This window comes from Variovorax sp. F042, from assembly GCF_057814215.1.
Genome location: NZ_JBVASX010000001.1, coordinates 349,810 through 364,817, shown reverse-complemented (window position 1 = coordinate 364,817; position 15,008 = coordinate 349,810). Strand labels below are relative to the sequence as shown.

Genomic DNA, 15,008 nt, shown 5'->3' with positions numbered 1-15,008 from the left:
CGCAAACGATCATGAACACCCCCCTCATCCATCCCGTGGTCCTGTGCGGCGGCAGCGGCACGCGGCTGTGGCCTTTGTCGCGCAAGGCGCTGCCCAAGCAGTTCGCGCCGCTGGTCGGCGGCAAGAGCCTGCTGCACCTCACGCTCGAACGGCTGGCGGTGCTGAATGCCGACATCACCTGCATCACGTCGGAAGACCATCGCTTCCTGGTGAAGGAAGCGGTGGAAAACGCGCACGCCACGGGCCGGCAGATCCTCGAGCCGGTGGCGCGCAATACAGCCGCGGCCATGGCCTCGGCCGCCCTGCTGGCCGAGCCCGACGACCTGCTGCTGTTCGCGCCCTCCGACCACCACATTCCCGACGCCGCGCTGTTCGCCCGCACCGTGCGCACCGGCGTCGAGGCCGCATTGGCCGGCAAGATCGTCACCTTCGGCGTGGTGCCGAGTTTTCCGAGCACCGCCTACGGCTACATCGAAGCCGGCGAACCCTCGGCCGACGGGCGCAGCCAGGCCGTGGTGCGCTTTGTCGAAAAGCCGACGGCGGTGGTAGCGGAACAGCTGATCCTGCATGGCGGCTACAGCTGGAACGCGGGCATCTTCCTCGTGCAGGCGCGCACGCTGATCGCAGCGCTGCGCGGGCATGCACCCGACATCCTGCTGGCCTGCGAGCGCGCCACTGCCGCCGTTGCAACCGACGGCAGCTTCCTGCGGCTGGACCGCGCAGCCTTCGAGGATTGCCGAGCCGACAGCATCGACTACGCCGTGCTCGAAAAGCACAAGGACATCGCTGTCGTGAAGTTCGAAGGCCTGTGGAGCGACGTCGGCAGCTGGAACGCGGTTGCCAGCCTGCACCCGGCGGACGACGCGGGCAACCGGCTGAGCGGCAAGGCCAGCGCGCTGAACTCGCGCAACACCTTCATCCACGCGCCGCACCGGCCGGTGGTGGCGCTGGGTACCGAAAACCTGATCATCGTGGACACGCCCGACGCCGTGCTGGTGGCCGGCGCGGGCTGCGCGGAGCAGGTGGCCGACGTTGTGCGCAAGCTCTCGCTGGAAGGCTGCGCCGAGGCCACCGAGCACCGCCGCGTGGTGCGGCCCTGGGGCGCGTACGACAGCATCGACCTGGGCGAGCGCTTCCAGGTCAAGCGCCTGACCGTGAAGCCCGGCGGCAAACTGTCGCTGCAGATGCACCACCACCGCGCCGAGCACTGGATCGTGGTGAAGGGCACGGCGCGCGCCACCTGCAACGGCGAAGTCACGCTGGTGCGCGAGAACGAATCGATCTACCTGCCCTCGGGCGCCATCCACCGGCTGGAGAACCCGGGCAAGACCGTGCTCGAAGTGATCGAGGTGCAGACCGGCGGATACCTGGGCGAAGACGACATCGTGCGCTTCGACGACACCTACGGGCGCTGCGGCCCGGTCAGGACACTGGCCGATGCGTCGCCGACGCAGGCTTCGGCCGGGTCGGGGGCGAATGCGGTGCTGCATGCGCCCATAAGGCGCTGAGCTGTCGATTCAGCCCGCACAAGAGGTCATTGCGGCAGGTACGGCGTGATGTTCCCGAGTGCGTTGGCCACGTAGGCTTCCTTCTCGCCCACGGGGGCGACGTAGTGAAGCGCTGCGGCGGCAGCCTCCAGCCCTTCGGTGCGGGCAATGATCCAGCCGGCCAAATAAGGCGCGGCAAAGCAGCCGCCCGCAGTTGCGACATTGCCACGCGCATAGAAGGGCTGGTTCAAGACCTCCACGCCGGCCTCCTGCACCCAGGGCTTGGTGGTCAGGTCGGTGCAGGCCGGTATGCCGCCCACGAGGCCGAGCTTGGCCAGGATCAAAGTGCCCGAGCACTGCGCTGCGATCAACTGGCGGGCCGGATCGAGCGCCAGGCGCCCCATCAGCTCGGGGCTGGCGACGACCTCCCGCGTCTTCACCCCGCTGCCGACGACGACGGCATCAGCAAGGCGCGCATCCTCCAGCAACGACTGGGCGCGTACGGTCACGCCGTTCATTGACGTGACTTCAGGGGTCGGACAACACAGGCTCACGCGCCAATCCGGCTTCTTGATGCGATTGAGCACGCCCAGCGCGATGAGCGAGTCCAGTTCGTTGAAGCCGTCGAAGGTGAGGATCGCGATGTGCATAGGATTCGTGCGTGAGGGCTGAGATGCGCTCATCGTAGGTCGCGCGATCAATACAATCAAAAAATTGTCATGCATACATCGCACGATGGCCGAAGCCCGCTACAAGCAACTGGTCGATGAACTCGCCGCCGAGATCCGCGCGGGACGCCTGCAGCCGGGCACCCGCCTGCCTACGCACCGGCGGCTGGCCGAGCGCCACGGCCTGGCGCTGGTTACTGCTTCGCGCGTCTATGCGGAGCTGGAGGCGATGGGGCTGGTCAGCGGCGAAGTCGGCCGCGGCACCTTCGTGCGCGAAGCGGCGATGCACGGCGGTGTTGGCGTCGATCAGCGGACCATGGCACCGGACCTGGTGGACCTGAACTTCAACTACCCATCGCTGCCCGGACAGGCCGAGCTGCTGCGCGCCGCACTACGGCAGCTCGCCGCCGGTGGTGAACTGGACGCCATGCTGCGCTATGCACCCCATGGCGGCCGAATGCATGAACGCGCCTGCGTCGCCCGGCATCTCGCGTCGCGAGGACTGGCGGCCGAGCCGTCGAGCGTGCTGCTCGTCGACGGCGCACAGCACGGGCTGGCAGTAACGGTGATGGCGCTGCTGCAACCGGGCGACGTGGTCGCCGTCGACGCCCTCACCTACCCCGGCTTCAAGGTGCTCGCCGAGGCACACCGGCTGGAACTGGCGCCCATACCGGCATCCGGACAGGGGCCGGACCTGGACGCGCTGGAACGCCTGTGCGCGCGCCGCCGCGTGAAGGCCATCTACGCGATGCCGACCCTGCACAACCCGCTGGGCTGGGTGATGAGCGCAAGCCGGCGCCGCCCGCTGGCCTCCATCGCAAGACGGCATGGCCTGCTCATCATCGAAGACGCGGCCTACGCCTTTCTGGCCGATGACCCGCCGCCGCCGCTGGCAACGCTGGCACCGGAGACGACGGTGTACGTCTCGGGTCTTTCCAAGAGCGTGGCGACCGGGCTACGCGTGGGCTTCGTCGCCACGCCCGATGTGTTGGTGTCCAAGCTCGAACGCGCAATCCGGGCCACGACGTGGTGCACGCCGGGCGTGACCACGGCCATCGCCTGCGCGTGGCTGGAAGACGGCACGGTCAACCGCCTCGAGGCAGAGAAACGGCAGGACGCCGCGGCGCGGCAAGCCATCGCCAGCGAGGAGCTTGCCGGACTGCGGTGCGTGCGGCACCCTTCGTCGTACTTCGTCTGGCTGTGCCTGCCGGACGAAACCCGCGCCGACTTGGTTGCGGCGGCGCTGATGCGCGATAGCGTCTCGGTGTCCACTGCCGAGCCCTTCGCGACGTCACAGCACGTGCCGCATGCGCTGCGCCTCGCACTGGGGTCGGTCGGGCTGGACGAGCTGCGCAGTGCGCTACGGACGGTGCGACGGGTGATCGAGGAGCGGTCGTTCTGAGATGACGTGGCAGGACCCTGTCGACATTTGAGCCACTCTTCCCATGTCAAGGCGCGCTGCGGCGCAGGAACATATGCGTGGCGCGCTCGCCTGCCACCTGTCGTTCGCAGCTGTAGCCCATCGCCGGCAGGTCCAGGCCTGCGAACAGCGCCTCGCCTTTGCCCAACAGCACCGGACGCACGGCCAGGTGCAGTTCGTCGATCAGCCTGGCCTTCAAGTATTCGCGTACGGTGGCCACGCCGCCGCCCACGCGCACGCTCCGCGCACCCGCGGCGACCTGTGCCTGTGCCAGCGCTTCGCGGATGCCGCCGGTGACGAAGTAGAAAGTAGTGCCACCCTGCATCGTCAGCGGCGCGCGGGCATGGTGGGTCAGCACGAAGACCGGCACGTGGTACGGGGGCTCATCGCCCCACCAGCCTTTCCAGCTCTCGTCCGGCCAGGGACCGCGCACCGGCCCGAACATGTTGCGTCCGAGGATCCAGGCACCTATTTCGGCGAAGCCTTGTTCGGCGATCTCGTTATCGATGCCGGTCTCGCCGTTGGCCTCGCCCGTCTTGTGCATCTGCTGCCAGACGCGCGTGGGAAAGAACCAGTCCATGAGTTCAGGACCACGAACGCCCAGCGGGTGCTCCAGGCTCTGGTCTGGGCCAGCGGCGAAGCCGTCGAGCGAAACGCTGAAGCTGCGCACCAGTACTCGGGTCATGGGGCTGTCTCCTGAAAAAAGAGAGGCCACATCCTAGCGCGGTCGGCCTCCTCTGAGGTGACAGGGCTGGTGGCAAGATTCAGGAACCCTCCACGCGCACCCTGCTGCGGCGGCTCGACTTGGCTGACCGACACGAGGCCGCTCTCGCTCAAGCGCCGACGCTGTGCACTCACCAGCCGTGGAAACGCCCCCAGGTTTCCAGCGAGCCGTCTTCAGATAGCGCCTGATATTCGGGAAACTGCGCGCCAGTCGCACAAGCGTGGTTCGGCAATATGCGCAGCCGCGTCCCGATGGGAAAACGCGCCGCAATGCCCGTGTCCGGCGCGCCTTCGCGCGAGAGGATGCCGTGCTCCTGATTGGCACCGCTGAGCACATAGCCGTCGAGTACGGTCCCATCCACGGAGCAGACCTGCCCATAGCCGAAGTCACGCTTCTGCTTCTGCGTGCCACGGTCGCGGCTCATCGCCATCCAGCCTGAGTCGACGATGGCCCAGCCCTTGTCGGCCTGGTGGCCGATCACCGTGGTGAGCACGCTGAGGGCGATGTCGTCCTCGGTGCATACGCCGATGTCGCGCATCACGAGGTCGAAGAACACGTAGACGCCGGCCCGCACCTCGGTAACGCCCTCGAGCGCCTCGGCCATCAGCGCCGTGGGCGTGGAGCCCACGCTGACCACCGGGCACGGCAGGCCCGCGTCGCGCAGCCGCTGGGCAGCGCGCACGCAGCCCGAGCGCTCCTGTTCGGCCATGGCTCGCAGGGCTTCGGGCGTATCGAGCTCGTAGCTGGAGCCGGCATGCGTCATCACGCCGCCGAGGCGCATGCCGCCGTCGTGCAGCACGTGCGCCACTTCGAGCAGCGCGTCTTCTTCGGGCCGGATGCCGGAGCGATGGCCGTCGGTGTCGACCTCGATCAGCACGTCGAACACCTCGCCGTTCGCGCGGCCGAACTCCACGATCGCGCGCGCCGACTCGACACCATCCGTGAGGATGCCCAGCGCGCAGCCTCTACGGCGCAGGTCCATCGCATGCTGCAGCCGGTGCGGCGCCATGCCGACGGCATAGAGGATGTCGGTGAAGCCCTCGGCAAAGAACTGCTCGGCCTCCTTCAGCGTGGAGACGGTGATGCCCTGCGCGCCCCCATCACGCTGTGCCTTGGCAACGGCGATGCACTTGCTGGTCTTCACGTGCGGGCGAAAGCGCACGCCGAGTTCGTTCATGCGCTGCTGCATGCGCGCAATGTTGCGCTGCATGCGCGAGCGCTCGATGAGGGCGGCGGGTGTGTCGATGGTGGCGAGGGTGTTGTTCATGAGCAAGCTCGTCATTTGCTGAAGGATTGCAGCCAGGGCAGCGTGGGTGCCAGCGTTGCCGCCTGCAGTTCGGGCGTCGGAGCACCCTGCGGCAGCGCCAGCCCGACGCGGTTATGCCAGTAGGTGCGCAGCCCGACCGCCGATGTGCCGAACATGTCGTAGCCCGAACCGGCAACGAAAGCCGCTTCTTCAGCCTTCACACCCAGCCGGTCGAGCGCCAAGCGATACGGACGTGGATCGGGCTTGTAGAAGCCGGCCTCCTCCGAAGTGACGACCACGTCCCAGTCGATGCCCAGCCGCGCCGCCGCGCGATGACCGAGCCGCTTCGAGCAGTTGGTGACCACCGCAAGCTTGCAGTGCGGCTTCAGCGCCAGCAACAGCTCGCGTGCGCCGTCCCACACGGGCAGGGTGTCCCATTGGGCTTCCAGTGCGTCGGGCACGGAGTCGGCCATGCCTGTGTGGCGCGCAGCGTCTTTCACCAGCTGCTCGTAGGGCACGTAGGCACCGCAGCCGTAAGTGAGCCGCAGGTACTCGGCGCGCCAGGCGCGGCCTTTCTCTTCGGAACCTGCGGCGGTGTTCCAGACGGTCCAGGAATCGAGCAGCGCCGTGAGCAGGTCGAAAAGCACGGCGCGTGGATAGGCGTTGTGGGCTTGCATGGGCATCGACTGTACGTTTCAAGGCCATGCTTGTGCTTCAATGCACGGTCATCAATCGTTAAGTACAAGTTAATGATCCAGATCGAAGACATGCAGCTTGCGGCCGCCCTGCTGCGCGAACCTTCGCTGAGCGCCGCGGCGCGCGCGCTCGACGTCACACCGCCCGCGCTGTCGATGCGGCTGCGCAAGCTCGAAGCCACGCTGGGCCTGTCGCTCGCCACCCGCACCGCGCGGCGGCTGAGCCTCACGCCCGAGGGCGAACGCTTCGCGCGCGAGGCGGCAGCGCTGCTCGGCCAGATCGAGGGGCTGCGCGAATCGATGCAGCGCGACGACCAGCGGCTCACCGGCACGCTGCGCATCGCCGCGCCCTTCGGCTACGGCCGGCAGTACATAGCGCCCATGCTCGCGCGCTTCGCCCGGCTGCACCCGGGGCTGAGCGTGCAGCTCGACCTGCGCGAAACCCCATGGCCCGACCGGCACGACGCCGACGCAGTGATCCATATCGGCACGGTGCGCGACTCGTCGTGGGTGGCGCGCACGCTGAGCGCCAACGAGCGCTGGCTGTGTGCGAGCCCGGAATACCTGCGCCTGCACGGCGTGCCCCGCGTGCCACGCGACGTGATGGCGCACGGCTGCATCAGCATCCGCGAGAACGATGAAGACGTGACGCTATGGCACGTGCGCCCGGCCAGCCGCGCAGCCGCCAGGGCCAAACCCCAGACCCTGCGCATCTCGCCCGCCTACGTTACCAACGACGGCGGCGTGGCCCGCCAGTGGGCCGAACAGGGCATGGGCTTGGTGCTGCGCTCCGAATGGGACGCGGCCGACGCCGTGGCACGCGGCACGCTGGTGCGCGTGCTGGCCGACTGGCAGTTCGACAGCGCGCCGGTCACGCTGCTGGTGCCTAGCCGCAAGGGGCGCACGGCGCGGGTGCAGGCCATCGTCGAATTCCTGGCGGAGAGCTTCGGCGCCAGGGAAAAGTAGTTGCGCGCATATCCATAGCCGCATTCATTCGTTGGCCGCGCGGGCCTCGCGCGCCAACACTCGCTGCTTCCAATTTTTCGGTGGAGAAGCTTGCGATGACCGTTCCTCTCGATCACTTACCGCCTTCGCGCCGCAGCGTGCTGCAGGCCGGGGCGGCGGCAGCCATCGTGGGCTCCGGTGCCCTGCTCGCCTCCGTGGCACGCTCGCAGCCACGCAAACTCACCTTCGCCTGGAGCCAGGCCGGCTTCTGCCTGGCCCCGGTACCGGTGGCACTGGAGCGGGGTTTCTTCGAGAAGAACGGGCTCGACGTCGAGCTGCTCAACTGGGCAGGCTCGTCCGACCAGATGCTGGAGGCACTGGCGACCGCCAAGGCCGACGTGGGCGTGGGCCTGATCCACCGCTGGGTGAAGCCGCTGGAGGCGGGCTTCGACGTCAAGGTGGTGGGCAGCGTGCACGGCGGCTGCCTGCGGCTGGTGGGGGCCAAGGCCTCGGGCGTGACGACCGACCTTGCCAGCCTCAAGGGCAAGACCATCGGCGTGTCGGACCAGAACAGCCCGGCCAGGCAGTTCTATGCCATTCATCTCGCGAAGAAAGGCATCGACATCGAGAAGGACGTCGACTGGCGCGTCTACCCCGCGGACCTGCTCGACGTGGCCGTGAAGAAGGGCGAGATCCACGCGATTGCCGACGGCGACCCGAACGTGTTTCTCATCGAGAAGCGCAACCCCGGCGTCTTCACCGAGATCGCCAACAGCGCCAAGGGCGAATACGCCGAGCGCCTGTGCTGCATCGTCGGCGCCCGCGGCGAGCTGGCGCGAAACGACAAGCCACGCGCGGCCGCCGTGGTGCGCGCGCTCGCGCAGGCCTCCGACTACGTGTCGGAGAACCCGAACGAAGCCGCCAGGATCTATTCGAAATACGCGCCCAAGGTGCCGCTCGAAGACCTGCAGAAGCTGCTGGCCGAGCTTACCTACAAGCACCATCCGGCCGGCAAGGCGCTGCGCAACGAGGTGGAAGCTTTCGCCGCCGACTTCCGCAACGCCGGCATCCTGAAGAAAAGCACTGACGTAGCGCGCTTCGCCAATCACGTGTCGCTGGACGTTCTCGCATGACCACCGCTGAACAGGTTCTGGACTCGCCGCTCGGGTTGCAGGGCAATGCGCCCGCTCATCACGCACCGCGGCAGAAAACCCCGCAGACGGTTGCGCTGCGCCCTCCCGCCCCCACCGGCATCTGGCCCACCGGCCTGCTCGCTGCAGCCGCCTGGGTCGCGCTGGGCCTTCTCACGCTGCTGTGGCCGAACAAGGAAGTCGGCTTCAACGACTGGGCCTTCACGCGCGAGTTCGGCATTGCCACGCTGGTGGTCGCCGCCCTGCTCTTCGCCATTTCGCTGCTGGGCCACCGCGCGGGCAAGCTGGCGCGCACGCTGCGGCCGGCCGGGCAATGGCTGGTCGCGCTGGCCGTAGTGCTTGCGCTGTGGGAGATCGGCACCGCCAAGCTCGGCGTGCTGCCCTCGCCTTTCTTCGCTCCGCCGCAGAGCCTGATCGACGTGGTTCATGAGGACTGGCAACGCCTGGGCCTGTCGACCGCGTATTCGCTGCGCCTGCTGGCCAATGGTTTCGTGCTGGGCGCGCTGATCGGCTTTGTCACTGGCGTGTCGATCGGCTGGTCGCGCATCGCGGGGTACTGGGTGCATCCGCTGCTGCGCTTCCTGGGGCCGGTGCCGGCGTCGGCGCTGCTGCCGCTGGCCTTCTTCTTCGCGCCGTCGAGCTATTCGGCCGCCGTGTTCCTCGTGGGGCTGGCCACCTTCTTCCCGGTGGCGGTGCTCACCTGGTCGGGCGTGGCCTCGGTGCACAAGAGCTACTACGACGTGGCGCGCACGCTGGGTGCTTCGGAGCGCTTCCTGGTGTTGCGGGTGGCGATTCCAGCCGCCCTGCCGCAGGTGTTCGTCGGCCTGTTCATGGGCCTTGGCGCCTCGTTCTCGGTGCTGATCACGGCCGAGATGATGGGCGTGAAGGCCGGGCTCGGCTGGTATCTGCAGTGGGCCCAGGGCTGGGCTGCATACGCCAACATGTACGCGGCGCTGTTCGTCATGGCCGCGCTGTGCTCGGGCCTCATCACGCTGCTCTTCAAGGTGCGCGACCGCGTGCTGTCCTGGCAGAAAGGAACCGTCAAATGGTGAACGCCGTACTCCCTTCCCCACCCGCCCCGGCAACGACCACTGGCGGCGCCCACATCGACATCCGCGGCGTCAGCCACTGGTTCGAGGTGTCCGGCGGCGTGCTGCAGGTGCTCGACGGCGTCGACCTGCAGGTGCGCCCCGGCGAGTTCGTCGCGCTGCTGGGGCCCAGCGGTTGCGGCAAGTCGACCCTGCTGCGGCTGGTGGCCGGGCTCGAACCCGCAACCGCCGGCACCATCACGCAGAACGGCGAAGCCATCACGCGGCCCGACCCGTCGCGCATCGTCGTGTTCCAGGACCCGACGCTCTACCCATGGCGCAGCGTGTGGGACAACGTGGCGCTGGGCCTGCAGGCGCGCGGCGTGCTGAAGGAACAGCGCGCCCGCGTCGACGAAGCGCTCAAGCTCGTGGGCCTCACCGAATTCGCGAAAGCCTTTCCGCATCACCTCTCCGGTGGCATGGCGCAGCGCGTGGCATTGGCGCGTGCGCTGGTCAACGACCCGCAGCTGCTGGTGCTCGACGAGCCGCTGGGCAAGCTCGATTCGCTCACGCGCATCGCGATGCAGAGCGAGCTGGTCAACCTGTGGCAGCGCGCCGGCTTCTCGGCGCTGCTGGTCACGCACGACGTGGAAGAGGCGCTGTTCCTGGCCAACCGCGTGATCGTGCTGAGCGACCGGCCGGCGCGCATTGCGGCGGAACTGGTGGTCGATCTGCCTTACCCGCGCCATCGTGGCGACCCGCGGCTGGCCGAATTGCGGCACGAGGCGCTCAAGCACCTGGGACTCGACGCCACGTGGTGACATGAACGTTTTGCCCGAGGCCGGTTGGCTCAACCTGCTGGTCGGCCTGCTGCAGGGCGCGCAACTGCAGCTGTTGCGCCTGCTCGATGCGCTGGGGCTGGTCTCGCACGCGCACGGCCAGCCGGCATGGCCGTGGGCGCTGCGGTTGTCGGGCGAGAACCTGCTGATCGATCTTGGCCAGGCGCGACGGCTCGGGCTCACGGTGGTCGTGCTTGCGGTGGCGGTGCTGACGCTGCTGCTCGCCGCCCTCTGGCGTCGTCGCCGCGTGTGGCTCGTTGCGGCGGCCGCGTTGCTGGTCGCGCTGGCGCCCTGGCCCGAAGCCAACGTGGTGCTGGTACCCGCGTACCCGACCAGCTTCCAGACATCGCCCACGGGCTTCACCGCAGACAGCATCGAGCGCGGGCGCGTGCTGTATGCGGCGCAGTGCGTGGCCTGCCATGGCACCGATGGGCGTGGACAAGGACCGCTGGCAGCTTCACAACCCGTGTGGCCGCCCAATCTTGGCGGGCCGCTGCTGTGGCGGCGCGCCGACGGCGATGTGCTCTGGCATGTGATGAATGGCATGCGCGACCGGCGCGGCGCCCCGACGATGCCCGGCTTCGGCGGTGTGCTGCGCGACGCGGATGCCTGGGCGCTGATCGACTTCATGAAAGCGCAGGGCGCGGGTGAAAGCCTGCGTGCGGCCGGGCTGTGGACGCAGCCGGTCGCTCCGCCCGATGTGGCTGTGCAATGCAAGGGCAAGCCGCTACGCAGTCTGAGCAGTTGGCGCGGGCAGCGCTTGCGGATCGTGGCTGCGGGTGCGAGCGTGCCGCCGCTGCTCGACGACCCGCGCCTCGTCACCGTGTTCCTTGCGCCGGACGCCAAGGCCGCCGCATCGCAGGCCGACGATTGCATCGCCGCCTCGCCCGCCGCATGGGCCGCCTTCTCGCTGGTCGCCGCGACCTCGCAACTCGCGGGCACGCAGCTGATCGTGGACCGCGACGGCTGGCTTCGCGCGCGCGGCGAACCCGGCAAAGGCGCGTGGAGTGACGACGACCTGCTGTGCCGCACCGAGCAGCCTGCATCGGCTGGCACGCGGCCGTTGGCGCCGGACGGCCTGGGCGCACTCATCGCGCGCATGGACGCCGAACCCGTGCGCTTCGTCAAGGGCGGATTCGTCCACTGACGCCCGCAACAGGACTACGATGTTTTCCGGGCCCATCGCCCATCAACCCAGAAGGAGACAGACCCCATGTCCAACCACGTCTACAAATCGCTGGAGCTGACGGGCTCCTCCTCAACCGGCATCGAAGACGCCGTGCAAACCGCCATCGCCAAGGCGCACGAAACGCTGCGCAACATCCAGTGGTTCACCGTCACCGAGACGCGCGGGCACGTGGTGGACGGCAAGGTCGCGCACTGGCAGGTGACGCTGAAGATCGGCTTCACGCTGGAGTGAGCCGAACGCGGGGGCGTTCGAGCCAGGGCCTCTGCTAACGCATGTATCCCAGGTCCCGCACATCGGAGCGAACGGCCGAGCGGTCCGCCCCCTGCATCGGCAGGCTCACCAGCAGTTCGAGCCGGCGGCGCAGCGAGAACAGCATCTGGACGGCGTCGTGCGCGGTCTTCTCCAGGTCGTCGCCGCCGGCGATGTCGGGGTAGGCCCATAGCGCCGCGTCGGGCTGGCCGGGCCATGACGGCTGGCGGGATGCGCTGGCCGCGTCCAGCGTGATGACGAAGTCCGCCGGGGAGGCATTCGCGCGCACCAGCTCGTCCCAGCTGCGCAGCGGCCGTTCGGGAGGGGGGATGCTGGCGCTCGTCAATGCGGCAACGGCCGCGAGATGGAACTCACGGGCAATGTGCCCGGGTTGACCGCAGGAAGATACCGAGAACCGCTTCGGGTCCAGGTGCGCGAGGCACGCTTCGGCAAGGATGCTGCGCAATGAATTTCGTCGCGAGACGAAGATCACGCCAATACGTTTTTGCATGGAGCCTTGAATATAGCCAAGCGCGCTGACCACGTCATGACTTAGGTCAAGACCCTGTGCAACTGCCCCCGAACGGTGCGGAACGGTGCAGACTTGGGGGCATGGACAAGCATTTCCTGACCCCGCTTTTCGCACCCGCCTCCATCGTGGCCTTCGTCGGCCACGCCGACGACCCGGGCGGCCAGACCCCTGCGGGCCGCACGCTGCGCGAGGCCTTCCGTGCCGACCGTTTCGACGGCACCCTGCGCTTTCTGGACGTGCGCACCAAGGGCACGCTCGAAGAACTGGCCCAGACCCATGCCGATCTCGCGCTGATCGCGCTGGCGCCGCGCGACGTGGCGGCCGCGCTTGAAATCGCGGGGCGCATCGGCTGCAAGGCGGCGGTGGTTCTTTCGAGTGGCATCGGCGCCGACGAGGCAGCGCAATGGCGCAAGATCGCACGCCGCGAAGGCGTGCACCTGCTGGGGCCGAATTCGCTGGGCTTCCAGCGGCCGCTGCTGCACCTTAATGCCAGCGTGGCCGGGCCACTGGCCAGACCAGGGCCGCTCGCGCTGGTGGCGCAATCTGGCGCGCTCACAGCCTCGATGCTCGACTGGGCGCGCCAGAACGGCGTCGGCTTTTCGAGCGTGGTGTCGCTGGGCCCGCACACCTCGGTCGACATTCCGCAGGTGCTTGACTTCCTGGCCAACGACCAGGCCACGCACAGCATCATCGTGTACCTCGAAGGCATTGCCGATGCGCGGCGCTTCATGAGCGCGCTGCGCTCGGCCTCGCATGCCAAACCGGTGGTGGTGCTCAAGGCCGGGCGCAAGCCGGCGGGCAACGAGGCCGCGCAGACGCACAGCGCCGCCATCGTGGGCAGCGACGACGTGTTCGATGCCGCGCTGCGCCGCGCGGGCGCGGTGCGGGTTCGCTCCTTCGTCGAGCTGTTCTCGGCCGCCAAGTGCCTGGCCTCGCGCTACCGGCCGGTGGGCAAGCGCCTGGCCGTGGTCACCAACGGCGGCGGTCCTGGTGTGCTGGCGGCCGACTGGATCAACGAGATCGGCCTCCACCTGGGCAAGCTTTCCGCGCCCGCGCAGAAGCTGCTGCAGCCCACCCTGCCCCCGCTCGCATCGTTGAACGACCTGATCGATCTTTCCGAAGAGGCCCTGCCCGCGCATTACCGCGCCGCCATCGATGCCGCCTCGGCCGACAGCCAGGTCGACGGCGTGCTCGCCATCTTCTCTCCCAAGGCCGGCGCCGACGCAGCTGCCACCGCGAAAGCGCTGGCCGACATTCCCCGGCCGATGAACAAGCCGCTGCTGGCCTGCTGGATGGGCGACTCGTCCGTGGGCAAGGCGCGCTCGGTACTGGCCGACGCCACCATTCCGAGCTTTCGCACGCCTGAAGCCGCGGTGGGCGCCTTCGGCAACATCGCGGCCTTCTATCAGAACCAGCAGTTGCTGCAGCAGACGCCGCCGCCGCTGTCGGCACTGGCCAAGCCCGACATCGAGGGCGCGCGCCTGATCATCGAAAGCGTGCTGGCCGAGCGGCGCCATGTGCTGACCGAGATGGAATCGAAGTCGCTGCTGTCGTCCTTCCACATTCCGATCACGCGTACGCTGCTCGCACGCAGCGCCAGCGAGGCCATGATGATCGCGACGCAGCTGGGCTTTCCGGTGGCGCTGAAGATCGACTCGCCCGACATCGCGCACAAGTCCGACGTGGAAGGCGTGGCGCTCAACGTGCTGAACGGCACCAGCGCGCGCGACACCTACGTCGAGATGATGGAGCGCGTTGCCCGCCTCGCGCCCGAGGCCCGCATCAACGGTGTGACCGTGCAGAAGATGGTGCGCGCGCGGCGCGGGCGCGAGATCTACGTGGGCATGGTCACCGACCAGCCCTTCGGCCCCGTCATCGTTTTCGGCGCGGGCGGCACCATGATCGAGCTGCTGAACGACCGCGCCATGGAACTGCCGCCGCTCAACCAGTTTCTTGCGCACCGGCTCATCGAGCGCTCGCGCGTGGCCGAGACGCTGGGCGAATGGCGCGGCGCTCATGCAGTGAACATGGAAGCACTCGAAGACGTGCTGCTGCGCGTGTCCGAAATGGTGTGCGAGCTGCCCGAGCTGCGCGAGATGGACATCAACCCCATCATCGTGGACGAGTCGGGCGCCATTTCGGTCGATGCGCGCATCGTGGTCGGCAGCACCACGCAGGCGGTGGCGGCCCACGTCAGCAACGCGGTCAACGGCTACCAGCACCTGGCCATCATGCCGTATCCCGCGCGCTACCGGCGTGAATGGCCGCTGCCCGGTGGCGGCACGTACATCGTGCGGCCGGTTCATCCCAACGACGCGCAGATGCTGCAGGCGCTGGTGCAGGGCCTGTCGCCCGAGAGCCGCTGGTTCCGCTTTGTCTCGCGCTTCCACGAGCTGCCGCCCTCGATGCTGTCGCGCTTCACGCTGATCGACTACGACCGCGAGATGGCGCTGGTGGCGGTGGTGATGGAGCGCAGCGTGTCGCCCGACGGCACCGTGCTCGAAAGCGAGCACATCGTGGGCGTGTCGCGCTACATCACCAACCCCGACCAGACCAGCTGCGAGTTCTCGCTGGTGGTGGCCGACGAGTTCAGCGGCAAGGGCATCGGCTCGCGGCTGATGGAAAGCATCATCGACGTGGCGCGCGACAAGGGCCTGGCCGAGATCGACGGGCTGGTGCTGGCCAACAACCCCGACATGCTGAAGCTGGTGCGCAGGCTTGGCTTCACCGTGAAGCCCTTCCCCGAAGACCCGGACTTCAAGCTCGTGACGTACATGCTGTAGAGGCCCCGGGGCGCCCGGGTCGGGCGGAGATAATCGCGCCTCACTCTCCGAT

The 15,008-nt window shown here is 68.2% G+C and carries 14 protein-coding genes; 9 read left to right on the top strand and 5 right to left on the bottom strand.

All coding sequences use genetic code 11. The annotated features are described in order from the left end of the window. Positions 1–11 precede the first annotated feature (11 nt). Entirely contained in the window at positions 12–1,508 is a 1,497-nt protein-coding gene (locus ACZYSP_RS01780; protein ID WP_489012858.1) for a mannose-1-phosphate guanylyltransferase/mannose-6-phosphate isomerase, read from the top strand. 26 nt (positions 1,509–1,534) lie between these two features. Here ACZYSP_RS01780 and ACZYSP_RS01775 read toward each other — a convergent pair whose 3' ends face one another. Continuing rightward, positions 1,535–2,137, bottom strand: coding sequence for a DJ-1/PfpI family protein (locus ACZYSP_RS01775; RefSeq protein WP_093074436.1), 603 nt, complete (start codon positions 2,135–2,137; stop codon positions 1,535–1,537). A gap of 85 nt (positions 2,138–2,222) precedes the next feature. Here ACZYSP_RS01775 and ACZYSP_RS01770 point away from each other — a divergent pair, with 85 nt between their 5' ends. Next, positions 2,223–3,557, top strand: coding sequence for an aminotransferase-like domain-containing protein (locus ACZYSP_RS01770; protein ID WP_489013659.1), 1,335 nt, complete (start codon positions 2,223–2,225; stop codon positions 3,555–3,557). 46 nt (positions 3,558–3,603) lie between these two features. On the opposite strand, the gene ACZYSP_RS01765 is transcribed toward ACZYSP_RS01770, so the two are convergent. From ACZYSP_RS01765 to ACZYSP_RS01755, 3 genes are all read right to left on the bottom strand, one after another. Continuing rightward, a complete protein-coding gene (locus ACZYSP_RS01765; RefSeq protein ID WP_489012857.1) occupies positions 3,604–4,260 on the bottom strand; it encodes a dihydrofolate reductase family protein in 657 nt (218 codons plus the stop codon). 169 nt (positions 4,261–4,429) lie between these two features. Then, positions 4,430–5,566, bottom strand: coding sequence for a DSD1 family PLP-dependent enzyme (locus ACZYSP_RS01760; protein ID WP_489012856.1), 1,137 nt, complete (start codon positions 5,564–5,566; stop codon positions 4,430–4,432). Between the two features lie 11 nt (positions 5,567–5,577). Continuing rightward, positions 5,578–6,228: an HAD family hydrolase gene (locus tag ACZYSP_RS01755; protein WP_489012855.1), complete on the bottom strand. Its 651-nt coding sequence runs from the start codon at positions 6,226–6,228 to the stop codon at positions 5,578–5,580. Between the two features lie 66 nt (positions 6,229–6,294). Here ACZYSP_RS01755 and ACZYSP_RS01750 point away from each other — a divergent pair, with 66 nt between their 5' ends. The 6 genes from ACZYSP_RS01750 to ACZYSP_RS01725 all read left to right on the top strand — a co-directional run bounded on the left by ACZYSP_RS01750 (position 6,295) and on the right by ACZYSP_RS01725 (position 11,623). Next, the gene (locus ACZYSP_RS01750; RefSeq protein WP_307614165.1) at positions 6,295–7,206 is read left to right on the top strand and encodes a LysR family transcriptional regulator; all 912 of its coding nucleotides are present in this window, start codon (positions 6,295–6,297) and stop codon (positions 7,204–7,206) included. Between the two features lie 95 nt (positions 7,207–7,301). Further along, positions 7,302–8,318, top strand: a complete 1,017-nt coding sequence (locus ACZYSP_RS01745) for an ABC transporter substrate-binding protein (RefSeq protein WP_489012854.1) — start codon at positions 7,302–7,304, stop codon at positions 8,316–8,318. Next, positions 8,315–9,388 carry an ABC transporter permease gene (locus tag ACZYSP_RS01740; RefSeq protein ID WP_093058335.1) on the top strand — a complete coding sequence of 358 codons (1,074 nt, stop codon included), beginning with the start codon at positions 8,315–8,317 and terminating at the stop codon, positions 9,386–9,388. Before ACZYSP_RS01745 ends, ACZYSP_RS01740 begins: the two co-directional genes overlap by 4 nt. Beyond that, the gene (locus ACZYSP_RS01735; RefSeq protein ID WP_489012853.1) at positions 9,382–10,185 is read left to right on the top strand and encodes an ABC transporter ATP-binding protein; all 804 of its coding nucleotides are present in this window, start codon (positions 9,382–9,384) and stop codon (positions 10,183–10,185) included. Before ACZYSP_RS01740 ends, ACZYSP_RS01735 begins: the two co-directional genes overlap by 7 nt. A 1-nt stretch (position 10,186) precedes the next feature. Next, the gene (locus tag ACZYSP_RS01730) at positions 10,187–11,350 is read left to right on the top strand and encodes a c-type cytochrome (protein WP_489012852.1); all 1,164 of its coding nucleotides are present in this window, start codon (positions 10,187–10,189) and stop codon (positions 11,348–11,350) included. Positions 11,351–11,416: 66 nt separating this feature from the next. Continuing rightward, on the top strand, positions 11,417–11,623 hold the full coding sequence (locus ACZYSP_RS01725; RefSeq protein ID WP_093058332.1) for a dodecin: 207 nt from the start codon (positions 11,417–11,419) through the stop codon (positions 11,621–11,623). Between the two features lie 34 nt (positions 11,624–11,657). On the opposite strand, the gene ACZYSP_RS01720 is transcribed toward ACZYSP_RS01725, so the two are convergent. Continuing rightward, positions 11,658–12,152 carry an arsenate-mycothiol transferase ArsC gene (locus ACZYSP_RS01720; RefSeq protein WP_489012851.1) on the bottom strand — a complete coding sequence of 165 codons (495 nt, stop codon included), beginning with the start codon at positions 12,150–12,152 and terminating at the stop codon, positions 11,658–11,660. Positions 12,153–12,253: 101 nt separating this feature from the next. Here ACZYSP_RS01720 and ACZYSP_RS01715 point away from each other — a divergent pair, with 101 nt between their 5' ends. Beyond that, positions 12,254–14,956: a bifunctional acetate--CoA ligase family protein/GNAT family N-acetyltransferase gene (locus tag ACZYSP_RS01715; RefSeq protein ID WP_489012850.1), complete on the top strand. Its 2,703-nt coding sequence runs from the start codon at positions 12,254–12,256 to the stop codon at positions 14,954–14,956. The last annotated feature ends 52 nt before the right edge of the window (positions 14,957–15,008 follow it).

What these genes read in the sequence shown, in the direction of transcription:
- ACZYSP_RS01780 (WP_489012858.1), top strand. Translation starts at nt 12, where the DNA reads ATGAACACCCCCCTCATCCATCCCGTGGTCCTGTGCGGCGGCAGCGGC.
- ACZYSP_RS01775 (WP_093074436.1), bottom strand. Translation starts at nt 2,137, where the DNA reads ATGCACATCGCGATCCTCACCTTCGACGGCTTCAACGAACTGGACTCG.
- ACZYSP_RS01770 (WP_489013659.1), top strand. Translation starts at nt 2,223, where the DNA reads ATGGCCGAAGCCCGCTACAAGCAACTGGTCGATGAACTCGCCGCCGAG.
- ACZYSP_RS01765 (WP_489012857.1), bottom strand. Translation starts at nt 4,260, where the DNA reads ATGACCCGAGTACTGGTGCGCAGCTTCAGCGTTTCGCTCGACGGCTTC.
- ACZYSP_RS01760 (WP_489012856.1), bottom strand. Translation starts at nt 5,566, where the DNA reads ATGAACAACACCCTCGCCACCATCGACACACCCGCCGCCCTCATCGAG.
- ACZYSP_RS01755 (WP_489012855.1), bottom strand. Translation starts at nt 6,228, where the DNA reads ATGCCCATGCAAGCCCACAACGCCTATCCACGCGCCGTGCTTTTCGAC.
- ACZYSP_RS01750 (WP_307614165.1), top strand. Translation starts at nt 6,295, where the DNA reads ATGATCCAGATCGAAGACATGCAGCTTGCGGCCGCCCTGCTGCGCGAA.
- ACZYSP_RS01745 (WP_489012854.1), top strand. Translation starts at nt 7,302, where the DNA reads ATGACCGTTCCTCTCGATCACTTACCGCCTTCGCGCCGCAGCGTGCTG.
- ACZYSP_RS01740 (WP_093058335.1), top strand. Translation starts at nt 8,315, where the DNA reads ATGACCACCGCTGAACAGGTTCTGGACTCGCCGCTCGGGTTGCAGGGC.
- ACZYSP_RS01735 (WP_489012853.1), top strand. Translation starts at nt 9,382, where the DNA reads ATGGTGAACGCCGTACTCCCTTCCCCACCCGCCCCGGCAACGACCACT.
- ACZYSP_RS01730 (WP_489012852.1), top strand. Translation starts at nt 10,187, where the DNA reads ATGAACGTTTTGCCCGAGGCCGGTTGGCTCAACCTGCTGGTCGGCCTG.
- ACZYSP_RS01725 (WP_093058332.1), top strand. Translation starts at nt 11,417, where the DNA reads ATGTCCAACCACGTCTACAAATCGCTGGAGCTGACGGGCTCCTCCTCA.
- ACZYSP_RS01720 (WP_489012851.1), bottom strand. Translation starts at nt 12,152, where the DNA reads ATGCAAAAACGTATTGGCGTGATCTTCGTCTCGCGACGAAATTCATTG.
- ACZYSP_RS01715 (WP_489012850.1), top strand. Translation starts at nt 12,254, where the DNA reads ATGGACAAGCATTTCCTGACCCCGCTTTTCGCACCCGCCTCCATCGTG.